The sequence below is a fragment of the Brevibacillus panacihumi W25 genome, from assembly GCF_000503775.1.
GTDB lineage: Bacteria > Bacillota > Bacilli > Brevibacillales > Brevibacillaceae > Brevibacillus > Brevibacillus panacihumi_A.
Genome location: NZ_KI629785.1, coordinates 1,666,647 through 1,692,203 on the forward strand (window position 1 = coordinate 1,666,647; position 25,557 = coordinate 1,692,203).

The window sequence follows — 25,557 nt, forward strand, 5'->3', positions numbered from 1 at the left end:
TTATTGCTCCTTTTTCGCCGCCCTGAACAAACGCGGACGGACAGGTTGGATCAAGTAGATCGCCACCAGCAGAAAAATGACGGTGATGAGCCCCAGCAAGGCGCAGTAATACCAGTACGGATCGATCTTGTACAGCCAGGAGGAGCCGTAGCGATTCCCGCGGGTCGCCGGACCTTCTTCAAAAATGTTCAGGATCGCAAACAGCGGGTTGAAGCTGTAGATCAGGTCGATCCAGTCCGTATTGCTGTTGTGTCCGATCACACCGGCGCGACGCTGGTAGCGGACAAACTGATTCAGAATTTCCACCAGAACCATAGTCCCGATCGAATAGCCGAAGACGACTGCATAGCTGACCACAGTGGCAATCCCCGTCCGTTTGATCAGGGTGGACAAAAGCACACCGACACTGCCGATGGCAAACATCGTGATGACGTAAAAGCCGAATACCTTGACCACTTGTATCGGAGACACCCCGCCGTACAAAAAGACGATGGCGTACAGCGGGATGGTGGCAAACACCAGAAACATCATGAAGCTGAGTGACGCCAGCCATTTTCCCAGAATCAGCCTGGTGGCGCTCACGTTGGTGGTCAAGAGGATGCTGAGTGTCTGCCGTTCGCGCTCTCCGGAAATCGAGCCTGAGGTAAGACCAGGTACGACGAACACGATCATCCCCAGCTGCAGGATCGACAGGATCATGAAAAGCTCCCGTGAATTGTCCGGATTGTAGTACGTCCCTCCGTCTGTCTGCACATAAATGTAGAAAAGGGTGATCGCGCCCAAAACCATCAGGTAGAAGAACAGCATCCACGGTGAACGGACACTTCTCATCCGCATCTTCCATTCGTTGAACAACACCGGGTTGTTCAAACGCTTCAGAACGTTCATGATCCCACCCCCTTCGTAATTTCCAAAAAGATTTCTTCGAGATCTCCCTGCTCTTCATTGAAAGCCGCAACCGGAAAGCCTGAGACCGCCAGATCGTGGAACAGCTCGACCTGCTGCTGGTCATCTCCGGTAAATCCGACGACCAGCCAATTGCCTTCGTGTGTCACCTGGGATACATTGACCTTTTGCTGCAGATGGGCCATGGCTTCCTCAAAGCGATCCAGCAGACGGATGCGCAGGACCTTCGTTTCCTGCATCCGGGTATAGATTTCGTCTACCCGTCCAAAGGCGACGAGATTGCCTTCTTCCACAATTCCGATCACATCGCACATCTCCGCCAGCTCGGGCAGGATGTGCGAGCTGATGATGATCGTTTTGCCCATGTTGCGCAGCTCTTTCAGGATTTCGCGCAGCTCGATCCGCGCTCTAGGATCCAGACCGGAAGCAGGTTCATCCAGGATCAGGACCTCCGGGTTGTGCACCAGGCAGCGGGCAAGCCCCAGTCGCTGCTTCATCCCACGCGACAGGGAGTCTACATAAGCGTCTCGCTTGTGGGAGAGATTGACGAGCTCCAGCAATTGCGGGATGATCTCTTTTCGCTCTGCTTGCGGAATATCGTAATTCGCTCCGTAAAAGTCCAGGTACTCTTCTGCTGTCAAATTATCGTAAACGCCGAAAAAGTCTGGCATGTAGCCAATCAGCTTGCGTACTTCCTTCGGCGACTTCGTGACTTCGTAACCACCGACGTACGCCTGCCCGCTTGTCGGCTCCAGCAAGGTCGCCAGAATGGACATCGTTGTAGACTTTCCCGCGCCATTGGGGCCGACAAAGCCAAAAACGGTCCCTTTCTCAATCTCCAGCGTCAACCCTTTCAACGCTTCCATCTTGCCGTATCGCTTGCGCAGGTTCTTGATCTGAATCATGGGTTGATCACCTTCCCTTCCACGCTGACAAGCGGTCTGCCTATGTGGCGGTTGTCTTGGGAGTCGTGGGATACTCTGACCCGCAGAACCCCCTCATCCGACACATAGCTTCCTGCTTTGTCCTGCCCCAGGACGCTGCCTGTGAAGACCTTATCATATGGATCGAAGCTGCCCGTCTTCCAGTTGTACACATCCTTGGAGAAGTAGGCGTTGTCCTCCGACCAGGTGAACAGATAGAGTTTGTTGATCGCAAGCTTCTCCCCATTCGGGCGCAGATAGACATCAAAGGTAAGATCGCCTTTTTCCATGTAATAACCGTTGGGCGCCTCTTCCAGTCTCGCCGTATTGTCTGATTTGACGATTTCAAACGAACCCGCCGGGAAAAAGACATCTCCGCCCGGGGAAGGCTTCATTTGCAAAGGCGCTGTGACTAATGTGATTCCTTCCGGCTTGGCAGAAGAACCCTCGACTGAGACTTCCGTGACTGCCTGGTCAGCCCAGCCAATGATCTTCAGCGACGATGACTGGCTAGGGTCGTAACGGTAATCATCGCGCTCCTCCAGAACCTGGATGATATTGCCTTCACGCGTTTCGTACAGAGAGTTGCTATTGGTGTTGCCGGGCACGAGCCTGCTCGAGAGGCGACGCATACCACCTCTCCCTTGCATCAACTGGGCAGAAGGCGAGAAATTCAAATCGACCTGGATTGTGCCGCCCGGCGCCAGCTGGTCAAAGTTCTGAACTTGGCTTCCTGCCATCACCCTGACGTCGCGCAGGGCAAATGCCGTCTCGTTGGTGACGGTCCCCTGAAGTTTTCCATTGTTCAACGTCAGATTGGAGGTAAAACTGCCCGTATTCGCTATGTATTGCTGGGACACAGCATTGCGCATCGACCAGAACTCCACGTTGCGAAAGCGCATCTCGGCGCGATCGGTATCCAGCCAGGCCCAGACATTGGCTTCATCCTCAAAGCGTCTGCCGTTTGCATAGGGCTGTACCAGACCTGCTCCGTGAATCGTCATGCGGTACTCTCCGTTGAGCGGCACGAACATCGATGTGACCGCGCTTACCTTCGCCTTGCCATCATTATTCAACTCGACCAGCCCAGCCTGATGGAGAAGAACCCCTGTCCCGCGCTGATAGGCTCCGAATGAAAAGATCCCCAAGCCCGTGATGATCGATAAGAGCGGGACGAACACCCACATATAGTTTTGCTTTCTTTTGTACCGCAGGATAAAAAACAGCATAGGACCCGCAATCAACGCGTACAGCCCAAAGAACAAGGCAAATCCACTTACATCCGGCAATTTCAAGGACGGAATTAATTCAGCCGCCCGTCTCAGAGACCACATGCCGTCCTGCAGCGTATCGTATTTTTCGGTGACAAGAGCAGAGCCAAATGCCCTTGGCAATACTTCCGCCCAAAACCGGCCGTTCCCTGCCCAGCTGGCAATCGGCTCCTGCGCCAGATCATAGGCGACATAGAGTACCTTTCCTTGTCCAAAGGAGCGGGAGACAAACAGCGGAATTCCTCCTTCTTCCGCGAGCACATTGCCTCCTCGAAGCGTTCCTGTGCTGACCGTGAACGGCGCTGTCAATTCCAGCACTCTGTCTTCCGCCTTCATGGCAGACAAGGATGTAAGCTGGGTCACCCCTGTCACTTCTACAGGCGACATGTCCTGCAGGGTTCCAACCGTCTTTTTGTACTGGGGACCGCCTGCCACTACCAGCATCCCGCCGAGGTCGGTCCAATCTCGTATCGCCTGAATTTGCTGACTGTTCAGTGTATCGAGAGCGTAGTTGTTCAGGATGAGCATGTCTACCATCTGCAGTTGAACCCCGGATGAGGGGATCAGCTCCTGCTTGAGCTGCACCACCTTGACATTTTTCGTCCAAATATCCCGCGGCATGACGCCGAGGAAATTGGCTGTATCCGGATTATCCGCCATCACACCAACCATCAAGGTGTTTCCTCCATACCCTCTGCCGTAGACGCGTGTCTGGGCAACCATTGTCTCCCCCTGCATCAGCGACACATAGGTATAGGATCTCATCATCTGGGCCGGAACCGTGATCGTCACTTGCTTGGTGCTTCCGCTCGCGACAGAAACAGGCTGAAAAAAGGCAACGCCTTCGCTTCGCTGGGAGGTATCTCCTGCGTCTACGACCAAGTCTCCTTCCAGGTCTGGCCCTGTGTTGGTAATCGTGACTTGTACCGGCACCAGTCCCGACTCTTTGTAATCTCCTTCAAAGCCTACCTTCGTCTCCAGCTTGACTGCGGGATTCGCCTGCTGCTCTGCCGACGAAATACCAGCAGGCAATAGGGCGATGATCAGCAAGCTGACGCTTAGTACAAAAAGCCAGTGCCTGGACTTTTTGATCTCCATTTTCGCATACCCCCATAGACGGTCCTCTTGCTAGCTTCATGTCCGTCTTTCTCATACAGATATAGACGTATATGAAAGGAAAAAGCTACAAAAAAAGCCCGCCCTTTTCCAAAAAAAAAGGCAGGCGATCAAAAACAGCTTGTTTTTCAATACCCGGGGGCTTGCAAGCGCTCGGGCTCCAGCATATCGGCTACGGCCTGATGGACCTGAGGAGGATATTCCGCCAGACGATGGCAAAGGTAGAGAAACCACTCCTTTCCGTAAGTGAGGTACAGCCGCACCGCTACCCCCTCTTCCCGCTTCTGCTTCGCCAGCTCGGGACGTACCCCGTAGAGGAGCTCCAACTCTGCATGCCGTTCTCGCAAATAGCCTCTTCGCTCCAGCTCATCGATCAAAAGCGAGTCGTGTGTCGCAAAAGAAACCTCGTGTCCTGCCGTAACACACTGCTCGGCCAGTATGAGGTATCGCTCATTCAGTTCCTTTGAACGTCCCAGGGCAACCTCCGGTGATTCCTGGAAAGCGCCTTTTACCAGACGAATCTTGCCCGGCAAACGCAACAGCCTGGTCACATCTTCTATCGTTCGATGTTGATGCACCTGCAAGGTAATCCCGACATTCCTACGCTCGTTTGCCAGCTGCTCGTACACCTCGAGGATCGCGCCCGTCTTGGCCGCCTCCTCCATGCTGATCATGAGGCCATGTCCTTGCCTCATCGCCTCGTCTGCCAATTCAAATGCATGGGAAAGAGCCAGCTTGCGGTTGAGCAGCAATCCCACATGCGACAGGTCGAATGAAATGCCGATGGGGCGTTTGATCGTTCCGCACGCCTGGGCCAGCTGAAGCAGTTCGTCTTTGGCTTCTCGGCAGGCTTCCGCATCCTGGGTATTTTCCCCGATGTATTCGGCGGACAGGCGATATCCCAGATCCGCCAACTCATGAGCCCGCACGAGCAGGTCTGTGCGCTTCTCTCCTGTCACGAAGCGCTTCGCTGCGGAGAACAGCAATTCGTAGATCGCCGGTGAATGCATCACCTCGTGTTTGATGGCTGGATTACGCGCGATGGTGCGCAGGAAAGCAGCTGTATTGTGTTCCAAATCTTGCATGGCATTTCCTCCCGTGATGGTGATGGACTTCTTCGCATCACCATAACATGGTAAGCTAATCTCGATTAGAACCAGTTAGGCACCGATTGCACAGTGCCACTTTTACAGGAGGAACCAACATGCTGTACCTCACGATTGACCGGGGGAAATCACTTCCGCTGATCCGTCAGCTATATACCCAATTGCGCTCCAAAATCCTGCAGGGGGAGCTGCTTGCCGGACAAAAGCTGCCTTCCACGCGCAAGCTGTCTGAAGAGTTGTGCATTTCCCGCAATGTCATCCTGGAAGCGTACGAGCAGCTTCTCGCGGAAGGCTATATCGAAGGTCGGCGAGGTTCGGGATACTACGTCGCGGCTGACATGTACCTGGAACAGCAGGCGAGGCAGGAAGACTTGTCGATTTTCCCCTCTGGTGAGGCCGAATCGCTTGGCAGCGACATCATTGATTTCCGCTCGGGTGTGCCTGCACTGGAGCATTTTCCGCGTACGGTGTGGGGGAAAATCGTTCAGCGCGTCTGTCAGGAAGCGCCCCTCTCTGCCTTGGGCTACAACCGTCCCGAGGGACGTCTGGAGCTTCGTCAGATTTTAAGCCGTTATTTGTACCGTACGCGTGGAGTCTGCTGCGAGCCGGAACAGATCGTGATGACCTCCGGCGCGACACAGGCGCTTACCTTGATCGCCAAGGTTCTGTTGAAGCCAGGCAGCCGGGTGCTGATCGAAGACCCGATCACGCATGACATCCAGACTATTTTCCGCGCTGCTGGCGCTTCCCTGCATCCCGTCCCTGTAGATGCATCCGGTTTGCAGGTAGATCAGCTCCCCGATCCCGCAGCGTGCCATCCAAGCTTTGTTTTTGTGACACCCTCTCATCAATTTCCGTTGGGAGGAACCTTGCCGATTCAGCGGCGCATTCAGCTGATCCAGTACGCCCGCGCGGCGGATTGCTACATTGTCGAGGACGATTACGACAGCGAGTTCCGTTACGACAGTCCGCCGATCAGCTCCTTGCAAGGTCTCGACGACCAACGCGTCATCTACGTCGGCTCGTTTAGCAAAATCCTCTCGCCGGGTTTGCGTTTGGGCTATCTCGTCCTGCCGCGGGAGCTGGTGCAGCGGTATCAGGAAGCGAAGTGGTTTTCCGACCTGCATACCCCTTCTCTCGACCAGCTCGCTCTGGGCCTTTTCATCGAGGAGGGGCATCTGGAGAAGTATGTGAATCGGGTCAAAAAGCTCTACAAAAAACGAAGAAAATGCCTGGTCGATGCGCTTCATGAGGCTTTTGCAGATCGGGTGAGCATCTGGGGAGCATCTGCCGGCCTGCACATCGTGGCTGCTTTTCCGGGGATTCGCTTCACGCCTGCCCTGCTCGCCCAGATCAAAGATTGCGGCGTTCGCCTCTACCCCGTTGAAGATCATGCGATTGCACCGGGCCAGCATGAAGATAAAGTAATTCTCGGTTACGGCAATCTCTCTGAAGCCGAGATTCTCGCAGGTGTCGCGAAATTGAAGGATGTTATTCAGCAAAACTAATGCAGCCAAGCAGAAGCCAAAGCCCGAACGCCCGGCTCGATCTTCTCCAGCGGAATACCGGCGAATCCGAGGAAGAATTCCTTGTGTGTCTCGGCAGGCGGCTGAATCCAGGTAAAGGAAGCCGGGGAAATGCGGACTTTCGCCTGGATCGCCAACTCTTTCATCTCCTGCTCGGAGTATGGACTGTCGACGCGAAGCAGCAGGTGAAAGCCCGCGTCTTTGCCGTAGAGGGTCGCCCTATCGCCAAAATGCTCGTGTACAGCTCGGATGCTTTCATCATGCTTCTTGCGGTACAAGCTGCGCATCTTGCGCAAATGCTTCTCCAAAAGCCCCTTTTCCATAAAAGCCTCTAATGTGCGCTGGTGCAAACGAGACGCGGACTGCTCCAACAGCGTTTCACTAACCAGCGCATAATAGCGATCCAACAAGCTCTCTGGCAGAACCATGTACCAGATGCACAAAGCAGGCGCGACGACCTGTGCAAAGCTCCCCATGTAGATGACGTTGGCCTTGGGAAGGAGCCCCTGCAAGGATGGGATCGGTCTGCCATGATAGCGGAATTCCCCGTCGTAATCGTCTTCGAGGATATAACCGTCCACTGCTTTCGCCCAGTCCAGCAACTGCAATCGCTTGCTGATCGGCATGATCATCCCGCGCGGATACTGATGGGATGGAGAGACGACAGCCAGGCGAACGCCGCTTCGGTGCAATTCCTCGATGTCGATGCCGTCTTCCTCAAGCGAGACGGGCCTGACTTCAAACCCATGTTGTGTGAAAGTGCGCGCAAACAGCAAATATCCCGGATTCTCCACGGCGATCTGCGGATACTGCGGCTTCAGGATCAGGCTGAGCAAGGACAACAGCCCAAACTGATCAGCCCCCACCACGACTTGCTCCGGTGAGCAGGACACCCCCCGATACTGATGCAGATACCTCGCGATTTGCTTGCGCAGGCCAGGCTCCCCCTGTGGATCGCCAAAGAACAGGTCATCCTGTTGCTCCTGCCGCAGAGTCTGATTGTACAATCTGCGCCACTCGACATAGGGAAACAGCGAGAAATCGTTGCGGGACATATGAAAATCGTATTGGTATTGTCGGGGGTCGCGAAGCAGCGGACGCTTCATGATCTCTTCTTTTGCCGAATGGTTCGCTACGGGCCCCTCCTCCGGTTCTGGCAAGTGCTCCACGTAATACCCGCTGCGGGGCCTGCTCGTGATAAAGCCCTCCGCCAGCAGTTGCTGGTATGCCATCTCAACAGGGGTGGTACTCAGTCCCAGCATATCCGCTAGCTTGCGGACAGATGGCAGTCGCGTCTTTTCCGGAAGCCTTCCCTCTGTGATCTCTTTTTTCAAATAAGCGTATAATTGCGCGTACTGAGGCTCGTTTCCGTTTCCTTCCCAGCCTGGAGTCAGGAGCATGACCATTTTCTCTCCAATCTGTCCTTTTCTTTTTCGTAAAACTGTCCATTTAAAAGTATACAAAAAACAGGTAGCCTAGTGAAAACAAAATGTAAAGGAAGGAAATACCCATGTCACATCAGGAACAAGCTTTGACGCCCGTGCGCTTTTTGGATGGGGAGAGAGTCTATCTGCGCCCCGTCGGAATGGAAGATGTGGAAGTCTACTATCAGATGCTGTTCGACTCGGAGGCTCGACGTTTGACCGGAACCCAGAAAGCTTTTACACGGGAGGAAATCTCGGCCTATATCGAAAGCAAAAGAAATGACTCCTCCGGCGTGCTGCTGCTGATCGCCCTGCGTGAAAACGACCAGGTGATCGGCGATGTGCAGATCGGCGGGATCGACCGCAACAACCGCAACGCCTATATCCGCATCGCCATTGATTCCGGCAGTTTCCAGGGCAAGGGCTATGGCAGCGAGGCGATGCTTCTCATGCTGGATTACGGCTTTGGCATCCTCAACCTGCATCGGATCGAGCTGAATGTGTTTGCCTACAATGCCAGGGCGATTCACACTTACGAAAAGCTGGGCTTCCAGCGCGAAGGCGTGCAGCGTCAGGCCTTGTATTACAATCATGAGTACCACGATTCGATTCTCATGTCGATGTTGGCGGATGAGTACCGCGAGCGCTATGTAAAGTAAGAAGCGAATCATGATAAAAAAAGCGACAAGGTTGGCTCGAAAGCCAGGCTTGTCGCTTTTGTCCTATTTTCTGATGCTTACGGATTCAAAATAGAGATGCTTCTTTTCATCCTCCTGAATATCGGGGTGCATCTCGAGAAACCATTCCTCCTGCAAAAACTCTTCCTTGAAGATATTCGGTCTCCAAAAAGAGAGGCCAAGGGCAGGAAACATGTACATGTATCCCACTTCCCAATCATCCCGGTCGTAGGGCGAGATCTCGTCGACTTTGGCCACCAGCTCTTCTGCCTTGGTGTTGAATACGTCCATTCCTCTGAAAGAACACGTAAAGAAGTCTTTCAAGCTGGACGGGATTTCGATGAAATGGACCCGCTCATCCTCGTCGTATTTCACCATGAATACATGTTCAAAATAGTTTTTTGAATAGCTGGGTTTCCTATACTTCGCCGTATATTCCTGGATGCACGCTTCTACCTCCTGCCTGCTCATGCCAAGCTCGATAGTTCCGATGCCTTTGCCTGGCTCAATGATCAGTGGGTCCATCGATCATTTCTCCTCTCCAATTGCTTCTGTTTTCCCTTTGTTCATCAGGACTAGTCAAAAAACAGGCTCCCCATCTCATCCTCTTCCTCGGCAATTCCGCTCAGCTTCCCCTCCAGGCGTGCAATCCGCTTTTCGTAAGCCTGCGCCTCTGCCCTCGTTTTTTGCCGCAACAGAGTGGCCCGCTGCTTCCATTGATCATACGCTTTTTTGGTGTAAAACAATGCCTTTTCCCAGTCCTTGAACTGATGCTCGCACAGCTTTGCCGCTTCGATGTAAACCTCTTCCGGGACGAAACGGGTTCCTTGCATGCAGGACTCCCAAACAAGCAGTGCCTGGGAAAAATCCTTTTGCTTTTTATAAAGCTGCCCCAATGCCAGCTTCGCCCGGACATTCCAGGAATGCTCGCTGTTGGCTACGATTGCATATGCCTTCATCGCCGCTTCCTGGTCGCCCAATGCGTCGTACCAGCGGGCAATGGCAAAGCGTTCCTCGTGGGATACCTGTTCCTGCTCGTGCCAAAGGATCAGCCGGGTAATATGGGTGTACAGCGTGATCAGCGACAGGACGTCCAGCTCGTTGTGGCGCAGAACACCTTCGATCACGGACGGGTCCTGGCTATGGAGAAAATCGAAGTAACGGATCGGGGCGAGAAAACCGGGCAGATCGTCTTCGCGGGTGACCTGCAGCTTTTCCTGCTCGATCAAGGCAAGGCGGCAGGATTCCAGCTCGTCCTTCCACAAGCGTCTTGCCCCGTGCAAAAGGTCCAGGTGGCCAAAGGACGGCAAGGCAGACACCTGGTCGCGGATCAAGGTATGCCGCGTCTTTACCTGCGGCCAGTCGAAGGATTTTCCGTTAAAGGTGACGAGGTGCGAGGATTTTTGTGCCTGCTCCAAAAACGAGTGGTACAAGGTCACTTCCGCGTGCGGTCCAGGCAGAAAATGCTGGCGCATGACCACCTCGTCTCCTTCCAGACGGCTGTATCCGAGCAGGAATACCGTATTGCCCGCACCGCCGGAAAGACCCGTCGTCTCCGTATCGAAAAAGAGCAGGTCCTCCGCTTTTCGGCCTGCTGAAGACAGCGGATGCTGCCTGCCCGATGCTTCCCAGGCGGCAATGGCCTCGTGCAGCTGTGAGAAGGTATAGGCGCCATGCTGATGGGAAACGGGATAGCGCACCTCGCGCAGCATGACGTGCTCCCCGTCCCAGACGTAAGGCGTCGCCTGCAATTCCTGCCACTGCCGGGCGAAGGGGATGTCGGCGGCAGCTGGCTCCTGTTCGCTTTCCCGCGGCACCTCATGCTTCTGCTGATCACTTTCCTTGACGAGATGCCCCTTCATCCGCTGCAGCTTGGATTTAAGAGACATAGGTACTTCCCCCTTGGGCGACGCGAAGCAGGGTCATGGCCAATTCCTTGCTGCCGTCATCCGCGGCCCCGACACAAGACGGACAGCCAGATTCACACGGACAAGACGTAATCAATTGCTCTGCCTGCAGCAGAATCGTCTCCATTTCCTTGTACACCTGCTCGCTCAGCCCAATGCCGCCGGGATAACGGTCGTAGAGAAAAATCGTCGGCTGCTGGGAGTGAACAGCTTTTCGCTGCGGGATGACATGCAAATCCATCGGGTCGCACATGACGAACAACGGCGCCACGTGCTGCAGGACATGCGCCAGTCCGACCAGACCGCGCTCCACATCCTCCGTCCCGACTGTCTCTAGCAGCGTGTTGGCAAAGCTGATCCAGGCTGCGTTGGTATGCAGCTCTTCCTCCGGCAGATGAATCGGACCGGAGCCTATATTTTCATGCGTTTCGAATTTGATCTTTTTAAAAATGGTCGCCATCGCATGAACGGAGACCTCTCCGTAGGCGAAGGCTGTCTCGGCATGACGGCGCGCCTGGTCCTCCTCGAGCACCTTGAGCTGGACGGCGAGATTGGCGTCTGTGTAGTAATCGACCTGTACCTCACGCACATACGCCTTCTTTTCCTCGTAGTCCAGTTTCTCCACCTGATACTGTGTCCCCTGGTGCAGATAGATGGCCTCGTCATGTAGGAGAGTCATGGAGCTGAAACGGTCCATTTCCCCGATAACCCGCTCGTTGCCGCGCTCGCTGATGTCGATGATGACGACATTTTCCTGGGAGGCGGAACGCAGGCTGATGTTGTGCGCAGGGAACGAATCGTTCATCCAGAACCATTTGCCGCGGGAAAAATGCAGGACCTGCTCCTCTGTGAGGAATTCGAGGATTTCCATGATCTCTGCTCTGCCGAAGCGATCTCCTTCCTTGAAGGGAAGCTCATAGGCAGCGCATTTGAGATGGTCGACAAGGATGATCAGGTTGTCCGGGTTGATCCGCGCTGTCTCCGGGCTGCGGTCGAAGAAGTACTCCGGATGGCCGATCACATATTGGTCGAGCGGTGTGGAGCTGCCGACCATGACGACGACCGATTCCCCCTGCCGTCTTCCCGCTCTCCCCGCTTGCTGCCAGGTGCTGGCGACAGAGCCGGGATAGCCCGTGATGACGCACACCTGCAGCTGCCCGATGTCGACGCCCAGCTCCAGTGCATTGGTGCTGACCACGCCCATGATCTCGCCGTTGCGCAAACCGCGCTCGATCTCCCGCCGCTGGCTCGGCAAATAGCCGCCGCGATAGCCCTGGATCTTCTTGGGGCCGAGCTTGCGCTTGATGAGTTCTTGCAGGTATGTAAGCAAAATCTCCACCCGGACGCGGCTTCGCGCAAACAGGATGGTCTGGATGCCGTTGGTGAGGAATTGCTCCGTGATGTCCCGCGCCTCCAATGTGGCACTGCGCCGGATGTTGAGCTGCCGGTTCACCACCGGGGGATTGTAGAACAGAAAGTGCTTGGTTCCGGCTGGCGCGCCGTTGTTGTCCACCAGCTCTACAGGCTCTTCCGTCAACTGCTCCGCCAGCTCGCGCGGATTGGCGATCGTCGCGGAGGTGCAGATAAACTGCGGATGACTGCCGTAAAAGGCGCAGATCCGCTTCAGCCTGCGGATGACATTGGCGACGTGGCTGCCAAAGACACCGCGATAGGTATGTAATTCGTCGATGACGACGTATTTCAAATGCTCAAAGAAAGACACCCACTTGGTATGATGCGGCAAAATCGCAGAATGGAGCATATCCGGGTTGGTGATGACGATATTGCCCGCCTTTCGCACCGTTTGCCGAATTTGCGCCGGAGTGTCTCCATCGTAAGTCTCGGATTTAATAGAGAGACCCATTTCGTTGATCAGCTCGTGCAGCTCGCTTTTCTGGTCCTGAGCCAATGCCTTGGTGGGAAAGAGATACAGGGCACGCGCCTGCGAATCCTCGGACAAGGTCTGCAGGACGGGCAGATGGTAGCACATGCTTTTTCCCGAAGCCGTCGGCGTGACTGCTACGATGCTTTTGCCCGCCATGACATGGCGAAACGAGGTCTCCTGATGCGTATACAACGCCGGGATTCCCCTTCTTATGAGTGCATCTTGTATGCGTTGGTCCAGTCCCGCCGGAAACGGCACGCTTTTGGCCTCCCGACTGGGAATGGTTCTCCAGTGAACAATATTTCGGGCGAAACGCTCCTCTGTTTTGAGATAATCCAGGATTTCGCCGATCTGTTTTTTTCTGATCATTTCCATCACCCGCTTTCTGTTATTGTACGAATGGATGTTCGGGATGTAAATGGAGAAAAATGCTTGAGCGCGAAAAGCTCCCACATTTGTCCCTGGTGAGGGCGTTCGGGAGCTGTGCATGACATTTATACGCTTGAAGACTGCTGCCTATTTGCTTGAAAATTTTTCGAAATATCGATCCAAGTAATAGGTAACTCCATCCAAAAATTCTAGAAAGGTATCGTGATCTGTATAAGTAAACCTCATACCATCACGATAAAACTGCGGATTATTCCGATTCCTGTGAACGAATTCATTCAATGTGAGTTCATCATCTCCTTCGTTCATGATAATTTTAACCCCGGTAGTCCCTGCGAAATGTTCAAATATAACGGAACCCCTCTCTCTTTTGTAGATCAGTTTTCCGCCAAACATTATCGGGTTATCTTCATGTTCCATTCGAAATCCTTTCTCTTCAAGATAAGGGGTTATGATTTTCTGATAGACCGCATTCACATCGAATCGTTCGATCTGGTTGTCATGCAGCCATTTGTGGCCCAGATCGACAAACACATCCCGGATTTCTTCCAGCACCAATCTCAATTGATCCTCGTCTTCATAAGGCATATCACTTCTGTACTGTCTACGTACCACCCAAAACATGTCGAGATATCTCACAGTAGGTGAGTACAAGCTGGCTGAAATTTTGCCATTATCGGAAGCATCCAAGTAAATTCCGTACGTATAGCCGTGTTCATCTTTTCTCGTAAACGCAAACCGTTTCCGGTCGGACATGCTTTCATCGAGAAAATAACCAATTTGATTAAATGAATCTTGTAGTATTTCAAAAATGATCTTCTTTACCGGGATGATCTTCTTGCTCCCAGGAAAAAATTGAGCCTCTAAATCATTCAATCTCTCATCACTGTCAGTCGACAGATATGCATAAGAAATCCACTCTATTTTCTCGATGGCAAAGGCTTTCTTAAAGAGCTCGACACCACCAAAGATTTCGTCCAAATGATCGTAAAAATGTTTGACCCACCGTCTGAAGATCATGTAAGCCTCTGGGTTTACACACGCTTTGTACAGAGCAGCTTCGCCATGGTTGTGTATATGGATCGATGATTCCTCGTAATTTACGAAGCATTCGCTTTCCAACCGGCCGCGATGAAAGAGCGAATACCCCCAGCCATGATCCACACAATCAAAAAAATAAAGTGCTGATGTATCGAGAGCAAGTGACATCTTCTGTGCGGTTTGTTCAGCGATCTCCATGTCGTTTTCCACAATGACAGCCTGCCAGTCCGGATTAGCTGGAAACAAGTAGCTGCTTGATTGGCTTTTTTCAAGAAAATGGGCGATTGGTTCCTGGTTTCCTTTTACTAACGTGGCGAATGTAAATTGGCTCATGCCGGAAAGCTCCTTTCGGCGCATCTTGAACGAAGCGCCTGTTCTCATGAGTGTTCTATACGCCTACCTTGACAAAAAAACCTTCCCTATGTTCCTTCCTGATGATTCCGCGACTTGAACAGCCTCGCACACCTGATCCAAGTCAAAATAGGCAGCCGGGGTCCGAAATGCCAGCCGTTGCTCCCGGACTAGCTCCATCAAAACCTGGAACGTATCCTGCCACTTTTGTACCGAAGCCTGCTCATTCCAATGCCGCAAATGAAACAGCTTCACATGCACCCCCGTATTTCGGGTCACTTCCGCCCAATTGACAGGCTGTCCGGACAGAAGGCCAATCGTGACCACGCTTCCGCCAGGCTGCACCATAGACGCGAGATCGGAGCCTTCCTGCCCCCCGATGGAATCAATGGCTGCTTTGGCTCCCTTGCCGTGGGTCATGTCCATGACGATGGAGTGGACAGGCATCTCGGCCGTGTTGATCACATGAGTTGCGCCAAGCTGGAGCAGTTCTTCCGTATAGCGATCATTGCGGGTCAGCGCAACGAGCTTGAAGCCAAGAATTCGCGCCAACTGGGCAAAGATGCGTCCAATGGCCGACCCGCCTGCATTGACGAGCAGTACATTATCCGGTTGCAAAGCCAGCACCTCCGTACTAAGGATCCAGGCTGTCAGCGGATTGATGTAGAGTTGGGCGGCGATATAGTCCTCAAGGAAATCGGGCACCGGTACAGCCAACTCCGCAGATGTCTTCACAAGCTCCTGCCAGGTTCCCTCCCCGCGCAAAGGCAGGACGCGTCGGCCGATCCATTGTGTCGAAACGGACGATCCGACTTCTACGACCACACCTACTCCCTCATAGCCAGGAATCGATGGCAGGGGAATTCGATGCGCATAAGCACCGCGGATCGGCAATAGATCAGAAGGGTTGATTGGCCGGTGAAGCATTTGAACAAGCAGCTCCCCGCTCGCTGGTGGCTCTATTCGTTTTCTTATGACTTGCAGAACCTTCTGCGGATCTCCGAACTCATGAAACTGTATGCAGGTAGAATCCAACATAACCGACTCCTTTGCTGAAGCTATCGCACATTTGGAAACTTTTATTCTAGCTAAACAATATTATCTTTTGTATAATCTATCTTTGTAAAAAACGGCCCCGACTTTTCTGAAAGGGGAAAGTCAAAAATCCATCAAGAAACGAGGTACAGTTTTGAACATTCAACAACTGAAAACGGACTGGTTCTCCAACGTGCGAGGTGACGTGTTGTCCGGGATGACAGTAGCGCTTGCTTTGATTCCCGAGGCGATCGCCTTTTCCATCATTGCCGGTGTCGATCCGATGGTCGGGCTGTACGCTTCTTTTTGCATTGCGGTGGTGATCGCTTTTGCAGGGGGACGTCCCGGCATGATCTCGGCTGCTACGGGAGCCATGGCTCTGGTCATGGTGACATTGGTCAAGGATCACGGGCTGGAGTATCTGCTGGCTGCGACCGTGCTGACGGGAATTCTGCAATTCCTGATGGGCGTATGCAAGATCGGCAAGCTGATTACCTTCGTGCCGCACCCCGTCATGCTCGGATTCGTCAACGCCTTGGCGATCCTCATCTTTATGGCGCAATTGCCCCATTTTGCAGGAGCATCTTGGATGATGTATGCCATGGTAATCGGCACCCTGGCGCTCATCTATATCCTGCCGCGTTTTACCAAGGCGCTTCCAGCCGCACTCGTCGCTATCATCGTCATGACGGTTATTTCGATTTTGGGCGGTCTTGATCTGCGAACGGTTGGCGACATGGGACAGATTACGCGCTCCCTGCCGCTGTTCCATCTGCCGCAGATTCCAATCAATCTGGAAACGCTCATGATCATTTTACCTTATTCCTTCACGCTTGCCCTCGTCGGTATTCTGGAATCTTTGCTCACCGCCTCCCTGATCGATGAAATGACGGATACGCGAAGCAATAAAAACCGGGAAGTAAAAGGTCAAGGCCTGGCCAATATCGTCACGGGATTTTTCGGAGGAATGGCGGGCTGCGCCATGATCGGCCAGTCCGTGATCAATGTAAAGTCTGGCGGACGCGGTCGTTTGTCCACCTTTGTGGCAGGAGGCTTTCTCTTGTTTCTGATCATGGTGCTGGGTGATGTCGTCCAGCAGATCCCGATGGCAGCACTAGTCGGCGTGATGGTCATGGTTTCGGTCGGAACGTTCAACTGGCAGTCTTTGAAAGATTTGCGCAGAGTTCCCTTCAGCGATTCCCTAGTCATGGTGACCACGGTCGCCATTGTCGTAGCCACACATGATTTGGCCAAAGGCGTCGTAGCTGGGGTCATTATGAGTGCGTTAATCTTCGGATGGAAAATGGCTCGTCTGAAAGCTGTGACCTCGATCACCTCTGACGGAGCAAAAGTATACACCATTTCAGGACAGCTGTTTTTTGGGACCATGACGCATTTTGTCAACGAATTCGAGTATCAGACAGACCCCGAGGAGATTGTCATCGACTTCAGCCGCTCTCATGTCTGGGACCACTCCGCCGTAACCGGCATCGCCAAAGTGGTGCACAAATATGAGCAGCTTGGCAAACAAGTGAGGGTCGAAGGCTTGAATGAAGAAAGCAAATGGCTCGTGGACCGGATTGGGATTAGCGCACCGTCCGGGCATTAAAATAGGAAGAAAAAAGCATTCAGATGGCACAGTTTTGTGCTCTGAATGCTTTTTTAATCACTCCATGCTGTCAGGTCCCCTCAACCCTTCGAGCAACAACGAAATGACGCTCATGCTTTCTTCGTAAGCCTGCTCATCTTCCGCTGCCTGGGCAATCCAGAGAGCGGCTTCATTCATGGCTCCCGAGAGCATATGTGTCAATGCATCGACAGCGACTTGTCTCAACTCACCCTGCTGCTGCATGAATTGAATTTGTGCCCGCAAGAGCCGCATGGAGTTTTGCTCGTCCATTCTGCGCCACTCTTCCCACCCGAGCACTGCCGGGCCATCCAAAAGCATGATTCGCTTGTTCCTGGGCTCGACCGCTGCGGTGATAAAGGCACGACACCCCAAGATGAGCTGCTCCCAGACATCCGCGCTCGTGGCCGCCTGTGTTTCCACCCGTTCCGCGACCTCTTTTTGGACGGTATCCAGCACAGCCTGGAAGAGGCCTTTTTTATTCCCAAAATGGTGGTAAAGGGCGCCACGCGTAAGCCCTGCCTCCTGGACAATCTCCTCCAATGCAGCATCGGCATACCCGCGTTCGGTAAAATGGGTTCTCGCTACCTCGATCAATGTTTGAATCGTTATCGCGGTTTCTTCCTTATTTCTTCTCATGCATCCCCTGTTCTCCTTTTATCCAAGCTTCCCTGCAAGCTCCCATGCCGCATCATCCCCGGATTTCATTAATGAGCGCAAAGCGTGGCGAATGATCCACGGCAGATGCTCGCCTCCGTGATCCACTCTTTGAAGCATCCAATCAAACGTAACCTCCTTGTAGTCTTTCGTCAAATCATTCAAATGATTGGCGACGGACTTTCTTACATAAAAGGAAGGATCGTCAAGCAGGGGTTCGAGCAAGGCCAGGTTCTGCTTGGGGTCCCCTTTGATCACCTCCATTCGCTTTGCCCAAGGAAGGCGGGGCCTGGTTCCCTCACTGACCAGGCGGCGAACGTGAGGATTCGCGTCGCGCACCCAGACGTGCAATTGTTTCAGGCAATCATCGACATGAAGGGCCAGATACGGGCGGATCGCGTATTCTGCCGTGTGACGCTTCGTAATCTCATACAGGGCATGCATGGAAAGTTCAAAATGCTCAAGCCCGTACTTTTCCACGTAATAAGCGACAGGCATCAGAAAATAGCCGTTCGTAAACATCCCTTCCTCTGTCTCATTCTCCGGGCCGAGAATCTGGAGCAGGATCCGGACTGCCTCCGTGTAATCCGGGGGCAATGCCTCACGCAAGGCTTCCGCGATCACCGCCACCCTTCCTTTCAGTTCGAGCGGCCCCACTTGGCTTGCTACCTCCTCTATGAAGACTTCCTCGGGAAAAGCCGGATCATGAGAGCGGATCAGGACGGATAGCCGCTGCGCCAATTCCGTTCCGAAATACTCCTTAAGAGCCACGGTCACGCCCTCCTCCTCCTATTCAGACCAGATTTTCTCCAGGTATTGCGCGCTCTGTGCTTCCGAAGGCGGGATGACCGTGATGATGTCAAGCAAGACCCCATTTGGATCACGGGTGATAAAATGCCGCTGACCGAATTCCTCATCTCGAATATCCAGCTCCAGCGGCAGTTTCCGTTCGATAATCAGGCGTTGATACTGAGCATCTACATCCTCTACCTCGAAGTTCAGAATCAAGCCCTGCACGGTTTTGTGATAAGCAGCGGGAATCGTCGGGTGGGAAGCGTCCAGGATCGCCAGTTCAAAGGGAATTTGGCCTGCATCGGCTGGAACGCGCAGACTGACGTACCAATCGGCTTCGTACACTTTCTCGAATCCAAAATGCTCGCAATAAAATTGAGCGCTGCGGGCAACCTCCCTGGTGAGTACGACAGGATAAAAGCTGTTTGTAATCATCGTGGGCCTCCTAGTGGATATGTTTGGGAATAATTTAACATACATACAGTATGTATGTAAATAGCGAGTAAAAATCTCTCCTGTTCCTACACGGGAGAGATTTTTGCACTCTGTTGTCTGTTATGCCCGATACGCCTCCTGCAAAATCCGCAGATAATCCTCTGCCGTCACCGCACGTACGTTGCTCGGCGTGGAGCCGTTTTTGACTGAAAGCTCGACGATCCGGGAGAAATCCTCCTCGCGCACTCCTGGCAGATCCCGCAGCTTCGGAATGTTGAGCTGCGCTGTCCACGTCTCGATCCCGGCAATCAGCTTCTCGCAGGCCAGTTCGTCCGGATCTGCGTCGCTGGCAAAGCTCATGTAACGGGCAAGCCGCGCATGCAACGCGATATTTTCCTGTGCATTAAAGCGCAGGACATGCGGCAAAAAAACAGCATTGGCTACGCCGTGCGGGGTATCGTACAGGCCCCCAAGCGCTTCCGCCAGACAGTGGACAGCCGCCACGTCGGCAGAGCCGAAGCACAAGCCTGCCAAGAGACTGCCCTCCAGCATCTCGTAACGCGCTTGTTCATCACGGCCATCCCGATAGGCCATGGGCAAAGCTGTCACAATCTTACGCATGGCCTGGGCTCCGAAGGCTTGCGAGATGGGATGGGTCAATCTGCAGGTGTAGCCCTCGATGGCGTGGACAAGCGCATCCACCCCGGTCGCCGCCGTAACTGCTGGCGGGACGCTGTAGGTAAGAGCCGGGTCCAGTACAGCCAGCGTAGGACGAAGCGCCGCATGCTTCAAGGTCATTTTTCGATGGGTCGCCGCTTCCGTGATCACGGCGGAGCGCGTTACCTCCGAGCCTGTCCCGGCCGTCGTCGGAACACAGACAATCGGCGCAATGTTGTGGTAAGGAAGATGTCCGTCCGCGTATTCGGCAGGGGTGCCGCCATTTTTCCCGATCAGGGCAATCGCCTTCCCCGTATCCATGGCGCTTCCTCCTCCGACCGCCACGACCAGTTCGGCTGAAGTCTCGCGGAAAAGCGCAGCTCCTGCCAAACATTCGGTGTCTCGGGGATTCTGGCTCAAGGCGTCAAACAGCGTGACCGAAAAGCCGCCTGCCTCCAAAGCAGATTGGATTGGCGCAACCAGCCCTGCACGAATAACACCGGGGTCACTCACCAAAAGAATGGACGAGCCCAGACCCAGTGATTGCAGAATGGCAGACAACTCCAAGGATTTTCCCGTTCCCATCTCGATGCGTGTCGGACAAAAATAGCTGTATGCTTGCATGCGATACCCCTCCCGCTCTTTTTCTCATCATACTAGGGATAGGGGGAATGTACCAGTCAGTTTGATCGGTGTTTCTTTGCTCTGCGCCGTTCCAATACCAGATGCATCCCCAACAGGCACAGCACCAGCCAAGCCCCGCCAGCAGCATAGCCTGCCAAGACATCGCTGGGATAATGGACACCAAGGTAAATGCGGCTTGCCCCCACGCAAGCAATCAAGATAACGGCCGCAAGCACAATTCCGAGCTTGGCCAGCCTCGAGACGACGAAGAGGTACAAAAACACGGCAACCATCCCGTAGAACAGAAAGGAGGCCATGGAGTGACCGCTGGGAAAACTGTAGCCCCCTTCTTCGATCAGGCGATGCAGATCGGGCCTCTCTCGCCGGAACAGCTCCTTGAGAAGAAGATTGAACAGCATGCCGCCGCCCAGTGCCACTGTCAAAAACAGTGCCTCCCAACGCTTTTTCTGCCAGAGCATCGTCAAAGCGGTACAGATTAGCAGCACGACAAGTGCTTGCACCGAGCCCAGAAAGGTGAAAACCAGCATGAGTGAAGTCAGCCATGACGGGGCAACGGCTTGCACCCTCTGGATGACAGCTGAATCAAAAGCACGGATCGTCTGCGTCTCGATGCTTGCGCCCAGGATGGCAAACGTCCCCGCAAAAAAGAGAAACAGCAGGACTCCAATCCACACTTTCCTTTTCCCCAGATTTCTCCCTTTCTCGCGTTCCATGGACTAGACGCCATTCCCTTCCTCTGGTCTTTTGTCTAGTCTGTCCGTTCTTCCAATCGACTACTTTGCAGCCTCATCGATAAATTTCATGAACCGTATCCAGAAAACGCTTCAGAGCCGCTGAATGATAATATTTTTTGCTCGTAATCACTCCTACCTGCCACTTGAATGACGGGTTGGTAATCGGGATGGAGGCGATTTCGATATTCTTCAGCTTGTTCGCAAACACGCGCGGCAAAATGGCGATCCCCATCTGAACGGAAACCAGCTCCAGAACCAAATCCCACTGCGTGCTTTCCAGCAAAACATGCGGCGTAAAGCCCGATCGCTCACAAGCATTCATCACGATTTTATGGAGCGCAAAGGTTTTGGCGAACACGATAAATTGCTCGTCCTTTACTTCATGCAGCTCGATCTGCTCCCGAGCCGCCAAAGGATGATTGGCCGACACGCAAAGCACGAAGGAGTCCTCATAGATTTGCTCCGTATATAGGAGGGGGTTGTCCACTGGAAAGACGACAAACCCGACATCCAGCTCCCCTTTTTCCACGAGCTTCTCGGTTACAATGCCGCCCCTTTCTTCGATCTTCAGCGCCACTTTGGGATAACGCTCCGTGTAGGCCTTCCCGATCGGAGGAAAAATGAACGTCCCGATGATTTGCGGCAACCCGATTTTCAATTGACCGGCTGCAGCATCCGACAGGTCTTCAATGCCGGTCTCCATGCGCTTCATCAAAGCCAGGACCTGTTTGCTGTGCTCGTACACGATCTCGCCTGCATCTGTCAGCGCAACGTCCCGCATCCTGCGATCAAACAAGATCACTTGCAGCTCTTCCTCCAGCCGCTGAATGGATTTGCTGATCGAAGGCTGGGCAATGAACAATTTTTCCCCCGCTCTTGTAAAATTCCGTTCCTCCACAACCGTGACGAAAATCTTCAAATCACGTATTTTGCAGTCCAGCAGCTTCAATGTGCGGCTCCTTTCTCTCCATCATTCCAATACGGAATAGTTTGTATCTCATATATATATTTCTCATTATAGAGAAAACGTTTTAGTATTTACACTATAGACAATTTTCCGATTATAAAAGGATGGTGACTCCATGAGAAAGCTTCACGCCGCTTATATTGGTGCCTTTTTCTTCTTCTATGCCTTAACCTTTTTGCCGAATTTCAATGTGTTCAACGAAGCTGCTTTTATCGGATTCTTTCCACAGCCCCTCGTCTGGGTACTCGTCTTGAATGCCATCAATACGGTCATCATCTTCCTCGTGTACAAGAAGTTCTTCAAGCCCTTCGCCGAGCGGACGGAGCAGGAATTTGCCGCCTGGGAGAAAGGAGAGGAAAACAAATGAGCCAAGCTGCTGTCACGATATTCGTACTCGTTCTCTTCCTATCGATCCTGCTGTGGATCAGCAATCGCGCCTCAAAAGAAAACGTCGCGACGCCGAATGACTTCTTCCTCGCAGGACGCGGATTGGGGACGATTGTCATGACGATGACAACCGGAGCCAGCTACTTCAGTACGTGGACCCTTCTGGGGGCGATCGGCTCCCACTACCGCGATGGCGTCTGGTTCGTCGCCTTTGCCGCCTGGGCGGTGGTGCATGCGATGTTCATTTGGCTGTTCGGTACGCGCATCTGGTACTTGGGCCGCAAGCATAACTTCATCACGCCTGGCGACATGGTCGAAAAGTATTTCAACAGTCCGTTTTTGCGCATTCTCTTTGCTGTCGTAGGCATTGTCGGACTCGTTCCCTATATGCTGATCCAGATCACCGGCGGCGCTTTTGCCTTGAACAGCTTGACGAACAATGAGATCCCCTATTGGGTCGGCGTCTTGATCATGGGGGCGTTCGTCGGGATCATCGTGACGCTTAGCGGCGGACGAGGAGCTGCCTGGGCGGACACCTTCATGGGCTTCTTCTTTGGCTCCGTCCTGCTGTTGATCACCTTGATCTTTATCAGCCGCGCTGGCGGTTTCGACGCCTTCAAAGGACTTCAGGAAACAGCTCCGCAGATTCTCGTGAACAAAGGGAATTTCTGGGGGATATTTGAAACGGCACTCGGTCTCGGATTTGGCTTCTGGATCATGCCTCACATGTGGCAGAAATTTTATTCAGCCAAATCTCCTCTCATCCTGGCGAAGACGTCCATCATTACGCCGTTCTGGAATTCATGGCTGATGGCCTTGGGTGCCTTGTTCATCGGCATGCTCGCTCACACGCCGGGTCTCGTCCCGGGCTTAAGCGCCGAAACCAGCGACCGCATCATTCCGCTGTTCTTCTCCACCTATGCACCGATCTTCGGGTCGATCGTAGTAGCGGCTGTCATCGCGGCCGGGATTTCGACGATCAACAGTGCCTTGTTGTCGTCCGCCAGCTTGCTGGTCAATGACTTGTTCGTCCGCTTCGTGAAAAAAGACGCGTCGCTGGAGAAGACAACCTCGATTGCCAAAGCAACGGTCCTGCTCATGACAGTGCTCGTCGTCATCATTTCGTTCATCCCTGCTGCCCAGGGTTTCCTGGTTCCAGTCGCTGCGCTAGGCTACGGCATCGTCCTGCAGCTCGTTCCGGCCGCACTCGGACCGCTCTTCTGGCGGGGCGGCACCAAGGCCGGAGCCATAGCCTCCATCTTCGTCGGACTGGCCGGACTTACGTTCGTCTACCTGGCAGGCTCTCCGCTGCCAATCGGTCCTGCAACGACAGGATTCTTGCTGGGACTGGCAGCTTTCTTTCTCGTCAGCCTTGCAACCCGGGATCAGGATACGAAAAACAAAGAGGAGTTCCATACCGATCTGAACCGCGTCTTCTACCCGGAAGAAGCAGCCTATAACAATACAAAGGAAGTGGCATCATGAAAAATAACAAATCATTTACAGTCGCTGTGATCCAGGCAGGCTCGATTCTTATGGACAAGGAAGCCACCATCGCCAAAGCTATTCAACTGATCAGAGAAGCTGCGAAAAAACAGGCAAAAATCATGCTGTTCCCGGAAGCATTCATTTCCGCATACCCGCGCGGCATGTCGTTTGGCGCCAAAGTAGGAAGCCGCTCGCTGGAAGGACGAAAAGATTTTGCCCGCTATTCGGACAGCGCGATCACAATCCCGGGCCCCGAGACTGATGCGATCGGAAAAGCGGTCAAGGAAGCCGGTGCCTATGTCGTAATTGGCGTTATTGAAAAGGATTCGGCCTACAGCGGAGGGACGCTCTACTGCACGGCTCTGTTCTTCGGTCCGGACGGCCAGATTCTCGGCAAGCACCGCAAGCTGAAGCCGACCGGGTCTGAACGGCTCATCTGGGGCGAAGGCGACGGCAGCACGCTCCCCGTATTTCATACACCATACGGCAGAATAGGCGCCTTGATTTGCTGGGAGAATTACATGCCTCTGGCCCGTGCCGCCATGTATGCAAAAGGCGTCCAGATCTATCTGGCACCTACAGCGGATGGGCGCGACACCTGGTTCGCTTCGATGCGCCATATCGCCCTGGAAGGACGCTGCTTCGTCCTCTCCAGCAACCAGTATTCGACAAAGGACATGTACCCGGAGGACCTTTTGGAGCGTGCCGAGCTTCAGGAGATGGACCATGAATTGACGCGTGGCGGAAGCTGCATCGTTGATCCGTTAGGCGAATTCGTCGTAGCGCCTGTTATGGGGAAAGAGGAAATCCTCTATGCAGAACTCAACCTGGACCGAATCACCGAAAGCCAATTCGATTTTGATGTCGTCGGCCACTATGCGCGACCAGACGTCTTTCAATTGCACGTAAACGAAGAAAAGCAAGAGCATACGAAATTCTGATCTTTACGAAAAGAAAGGGGTAATCCAGGTGCCTAAACCGGATTACCCCTCCCTCTTCTCCACACATACACGCCCAAACTGATCAAAACAGCCAACATCAGTAACCAGAAGCCATAATGCCGTGCATATACCGCTACCCGATACCAATCCTTGCCCAGCGCAAAACCCAATTGCAAAAACGTCATACTCCACAGAAAAGCTCCCGCATAAGCGAAGAGGATAAATCGACGCAGGTCCATTATCGCCATTCCCGCCAGATAGGCAGTCAAATGCCGAATACCAGGCAAAAAAAAGCCGACGAGCAGCAAAAACGGACCATAACGAGTGAACAGCTTTTGTGTGGAAGCGATCTTATCTTCCGTAATATGCAGATAGGGACCGAGCCGCATAAGCAATGGAAGTCCCCATTTTCGTCCAATCATGTAGCTGATCGTCACACCCGTAATAGCCCCCAGAAATGCACTTAGAAACGCCAAAGGCATGAGGAGTGTGCCGCGGGCAACTGCAAACCCGGCGTATGTCATGAGCACTTCATCGGGAATGGGCAGTCCTATAATGCCCAACGCAAGCGAGCCAAATATGCCCAGGTACCCGTACTTCATCACCATCACATCGAGAACCTGTTCCACGTTACTCCTCCTGTCACCGCTTCTCTCCTTTATCCTATTCGAT

The 25,557-nt window shown here is 53.3% G+C and carries 23 protein-coding genes; 6 read left to right on the top strand and 17 right to left on the bottom strand.

The window, feature by feature from the left end:
• The 4 genes from T458_RS49015 to T458_RS49030 form a co-directional block, all read right to left on the bottom strand.
• Complete coding sequence (locus T458_RS49015) at window positions 1-888, bottom strand: ABC transporter permease (RefSeq protein ID WP_023558482.1); 888 nt, start codon at window positions 886-888, stop codon at window positions 1-3.
• On the bottom strand, window positions 885-1,811 hold the full coding sequence (locus T458_RS49020) for an ABC transporter ATP-binding protein (protein ID WP_023558483.1): 927 nt from the start codon (window positions 1,809-1,811) through the stop codon (window positions 885-887). The genes T458_RS49015 and T458_RS49020 overlap by 4 nt, the downstream gene beginning before the upstream one ends.
• Window positions 1,808-4,198, bottom strand: coding sequence for a DUF7408 domain-containing protein (locus T458_RS49025; protein ID WP_023558484.1), 2,391 nt, complete (start codon window positions 4,196-4,198; stop codon window positions 1,808-1,810). Before T458_RS49025 ends, T458_RS49020 begins: the two co-directional genes overlap by 4 nt.
• Window positions 4,199-4,344: 146 nt before the next feature.
• Entirely contained in the window at window positions 4,345-5,301 is a 957-nt protein-coding gene (locus T458_RS49030) for a proline dehydrogenase family protein (protein ID WP_023558485.1), read from the bottom strand.
• A 119-nt stretch (window positions 5,302-5,420) separates the two neighbouring features.
• On the opposite strand from T458_RS49030, the gene T458_RS49035 reads away from it, so the two are divergent.
• On the top strand, window positions 5,421-6,830 hold the full coding sequence (locus T458_RS49035) for a MocR-like pyridoxine biosynthesis transcription factor PdxR (RefSeq protein WP_023558486.1): 1,410 nt from the start codon (window positions 5,421-5,423) through the stop codon (window positions 6,828-6,830).
• Here the strand turns inward: T458_RS49035 and T458_RS49040 are convergent.
• The gene (locus tag T458_RS49040; RefSeq protein WP_031306120.1) at window positions 6,827-8,248 is read right to left on the bottom strand and encodes a MocR-like pyridoxine biosynthesis transcription factor PdxR; all 1,422 of its coding nucleotides are present in this window, start codon (window positions 8,246-8,248) and stop codon (window positions 6,827-6,829) included. The genes T458_RS49035 and T458_RS49040 overlap by 4 nt on opposite strands.
• Before the next feature lie 110 nt (window positions 8,249-8,358).
• Between T458_RS49040 and T458_RS49045 the strand changes: the two genes are divergently transcribed.
• The gene (locus T458_RS49045; protein ID WP_023558488.1) at window positions 8,359-8,931 is read left to right on the top strand and encodes a GNAT family N-acetyltransferase; all 573 of its coding nucleotides are present in this window, start codon (window positions 8,359-8,361) and stop codon (window positions 8,929-8,931) included.
• Window positions 8,932-8,994: 63 nt separating this feature from the next.
• Here T458_RS49045 and T458_RS49050 read toward each other — a convergent pair whose 3' ends face one another.
• The 5 genes from T458_RS49050 to T458_RS49070 form a co-directional block, all read right to left on the bottom strand.
• The gene (locus tag T458_RS49050) at window positions 8,995-9,474 is read right to left on the bottom strand and encodes a hypothetical protein (RefSeq protein WP_023558489.1); all 480 of its coding nucleotides are present in this window, start codon (window positions 9,472-9,474) and stop codon (window positions 8,995-8,997) included.
• Between the two features lie 50 nt (window positions 9,475-9,524).
• Window positions 9,525-10,838 carry a ribonuclease H-like domain-containing protein gene (locus tag T458_RS49055; protein ID WP_023558490.1) on the bottom strand — a complete coding sequence of 438 codons (1,314 nt, stop codon included), beginning with the start codon at window positions 10,836-10,838 and terminating at the stop codon, window positions 9,525-9,527.
• A complete protein-coding gene (locus T458_RS49060) occupies window positions 10,828-13,110 on the bottom strand; it encodes a DEAD/DEAH box helicase (protein WP_031306121.1) in 2,283 nt (760 codons plus the stop codon). Before T458_RS49060 ends, T458_RS49055 begins: the two co-directional genes overlap by 11 nt.
• Before the next feature lie 147 nt (window positions 13,111-13,257).
• Window positions 13,258-14,550 carry a hypothetical protein gene (locus T458_RS49065; protein WP_144083881.1) on the bottom strand — a complete coding sequence of 431 codons (1,293 nt, stop codon included), beginning with the start codon at window positions 14,548-14,550 and terminating at the stop codon, window positions 13,258-13,260.
• Between the two features lie 15 nt (window positions 14,551-14,565).
• Window positions 14,566-15,555, bottom strand: a complete 990-nt coding sequence (locus T458_RS49070) for a zinc-dependent alcohol dehydrogenase family protein (protein ID WP_144083901.1) — start codon at window positions 15,553-15,555, stop codon at window positions 14,566-14,568.
• A gap of 154 nt (window positions 15,556-15,709) precedes the next feature.
• On the opposite strand from T458_RS49070, the gene T458_RS49075 reads away from it, so the two are divergent.
• Complete coding sequence (locus T458_RS49075) at window positions 15,710-17,164, top strand: SulP family inorganic anion transporter (RefSeq protein WP_023558494.1); 1,455 nt, start codon at window positions 15,710-15,712, stop codon at window positions 17,162-17,164.
• Between the two features lie 57 nt (window positions 17,165-17,221).
• Here T458_RS49075 and T458_RS49080 read toward each other — a convergent pair whose 3' ends face one another.
• The 6 genes from T458_RS49080 to T458_RS49105 form a co-directional block, all read right to left on the bottom strand.
• Complete coding sequence (locus T458_RS49080; protein WP_023558495.1) at window positions 17,222-17,821, bottom strand: TetR/AcrR family transcriptional regulator; 600 nt, start codon at window positions 17,819-17,821, stop codon at window positions 17,222-17,224.
• An 18-nt stretch (window positions 17,822-17,839) separates the two neighbouring features.
• Window positions 17,840-18,616 (bottom strand): DNA alkylation repair protein, encoded by a 777-nt coding sequence (locus tag T458_RS49085; RefSeq protein WP_023558496.1) that lies wholly within the window; start codon window positions 18,614-18,616, stop codon window positions 17,840-17,842.
• 12 nt (window positions 18,617-18,628) lie between these two features.
• Window positions 18,629-19,066: a VOC family protein gene (locus T458_RS49090; RefSeq protein WP_023558497.1), complete on the bottom strand. Its 438-nt coding sequence runs from the start codon at window positions 19,064-19,066 to the stop codon at window positions 18,629-18,631.
• 120 nt (window positions 19,067-19,186) lie between these two features.
• On the bottom strand, window positions 19,187-20,347 hold the full coding sequence (locus T458_RS49095; RefSeq protein ID WP_023558498.1) for an iron-containing alcohol dehydrogenase: 1,161 nt from the start codon (window positions 20,345-20,347) through the stop codon (window positions 19,187-19,189).
• 56 nt (window positions 20,348-20,403) lie between these two features.
• Window positions 20,404-21,042, bottom strand: a complete 639-nt coding sequence (locus T458_RS49100) for a phosphatase PAP2 family protein (protein WP_171819399.1) — start codon at window positions 21,040-21,042, stop codon at window positions 20,404-20,406.
• A gap of 112 nt (window positions 21,043-21,154) precedes the next feature.
• The gene (locus T458_RS49105; RefSeq protein WP_023558500.1) at window positions 21,155-22,051 is read right to left on the bottom strand and encodes a LysR family transcriptional regulator; all 897 of its coding nucleotides are present in this window, start codon (window positions 22,049-22,051) and stop codon (window positions 21,155-21,157) included.
• Between the two features lie 133 nt (window positions 22,052-22,184).
• Between T458_RS49105 and T458_RS49110 the strand changes: the two genes are divergently transcribed.
• The 3 genes from T458_RS49110 to T458_RS49120 are packed head-to-tail and all read left to right on the top strand — an operon-like array spanning window position 22,185 to window position 24,885.
• Complete coding sequence (locus tag T458_RS49110) at window positions 22,185-22,436, top strand: hypothetical protein (protein ID WP_023558501.1); 252 nt, start codon at window positions 22,185-22,187, stop codon at window positions 22,434-22,436.
• Window positions 22,433-23,941, top strand: coding sequence for a sodium:solute symporter family protein (locus T458_RS49115; protein WP_023558502.1), 1,509 nt, complete (start codon window positions 22,433-22,435; stop codon window positions 23,939-23,941). Before T458_RS49110 ends, T458_RS49115 begins: the two co-directional genes overlap by 4 nt.
• Entirely contained in the window at window positions 23,938-24,885 is a 948-nt protein-coding gene (locus T458_RS49120; protein WP_023558503.1) for a carbon-nitrogen hydrolase family protein, read from the top strand. The genes T458_RS49115 and T458_RS49120 overlap by 4 nt, the downstream gene beginning before the upstream one ends.
• A gap of 32 nt (window positions 24,886-24,917) precedes the next feature.
• Here T458_RS49120 and T458_RS49125 read toward each other — a convergent pair whose 3' ends face one another.
• Complete coding sequence (locus tag T458_RS49125; RefSeq protein ID WP_023558504.1) at window positions 24,918-25,514, bottom strand: DedA family protein; 597 nt, start codon at window positions 25,512-25,514, stop codon at window positions 24,918-24,920.
• Window positions 25,515-25,557 lie beyond the last annotated feature (43 nt).

Coding starts and splice junctions, on each gene's coding strand:
- T458_RS49015 (WP_023558482.1), bottom strand. CDS start 888: ATGAACGTTCTGAAGCGTTTGAACAACCCGGTGTTGTTCAACGAATGG.
- T458_RS49020 (WP_023558483.1), bottom strand. CDS start 1,811: ATGATTCAGATCAAGAACCTGCGCAAGCGATACGGCAAGATGGAAGCG.
- T458_RS49025 (WP_023558484.1), bottom strand. CDS start 4,198: ATGGAGATCAAAAAGTCCAGGCACTGGCTTTTTGTACTAAGCGTCAGC.
- T458_RS49030 (WP_023558485.1), bottom strand. CDS start 5,301: ATGCAAGATTTGGAACACAATACAGCTGCTTTCCTGCGCACCATCGCG.
- T458_RS49035 (WP_023558486.1), top strand. CDS start 5,421: ATGCTGTACCTCACGATTGACCGGGGGAAATCACTTCCGCTGATCCGT.
- T458_RS49040 (WP_031306120.1), bottom strand. CDS start 8,248: ATGCTCCTGACTCCAGGCTGGGAAGGAAACGGAAACGAGCCTCAGTAC.
- T458_RS49045 (WP_023558488.1), top strand. CDS start 8,359: ATGTCACATCAGGAACAAGCTTTGACGCCCGTGCGCTTTTTGGATGGG.
- T458_RS49050 (WP_023558489.1), bottom strand. CDS start 9,474: ATGGACCCACTGATCATTGAGCCAGGCAAAGGCATCGGAACTATCGAG.
- T458_RS49055 (WP_023558490.1), bottom strand. CDS start 10,838: ATGTCTCTTAAATCCAAGCTGCAGCGGATGAAGGGGCATCTCGTCAAG.
- T458_RS49060 (WP_031306121.1), bottom strand. CDS start 13,110: ATGATCAGAAAAAAACAGATCGGCGAAATCCTGGATTATCTCAAAACA.
- T458_RS49065 (WP_144083881.1), bottom strand. CDS start 14,550: ATGAGAACAGGCGCTTCGTTCAAGATGCGCCGAAAGGAGCTTTCCGGC.
- T458_RS49080 (WP_023558495.1), bottom strand. CDS start 17,821: ATGAGAAGAAATAAGGAAGAAACCGCGATAACGATTCAAACATTGATC.
- T458_RS49090 (WP_023558497.1), bottom strand. CDS start 19,066: ATGATTACAAACAGCTTTTATCCTGTCGTACTCACCAGGGAGGTTGCC.
- T458_RS49095 (WP_023558498.1), bottom strand. CDS start 20,347: ATGCAAGCATACAGCTATTTTTGTCCGACACGCATCGAGATGGGAACG.
- T458_RS49110 (WP_023558501.1), top strand. CDS start 22,185: ATGAGAAAGCTTCACGCCGCTTATATTGGTGCCTTTTTCTTCTTCTAT.
- T458_RS49115 (WP_023558502.1), top strand. CDS start 22,433: ATGAGCCAAGCTGCTGTCACGATATTCGTACTCGTTCTCTTCCTATCG.
- T458_RS49120 (WP_023558503.1), top strand. CDS start 23,938: ATGAAAAATAACAAATCATTTACAGTCGCTGTGATCCAGGCAGGCTCG.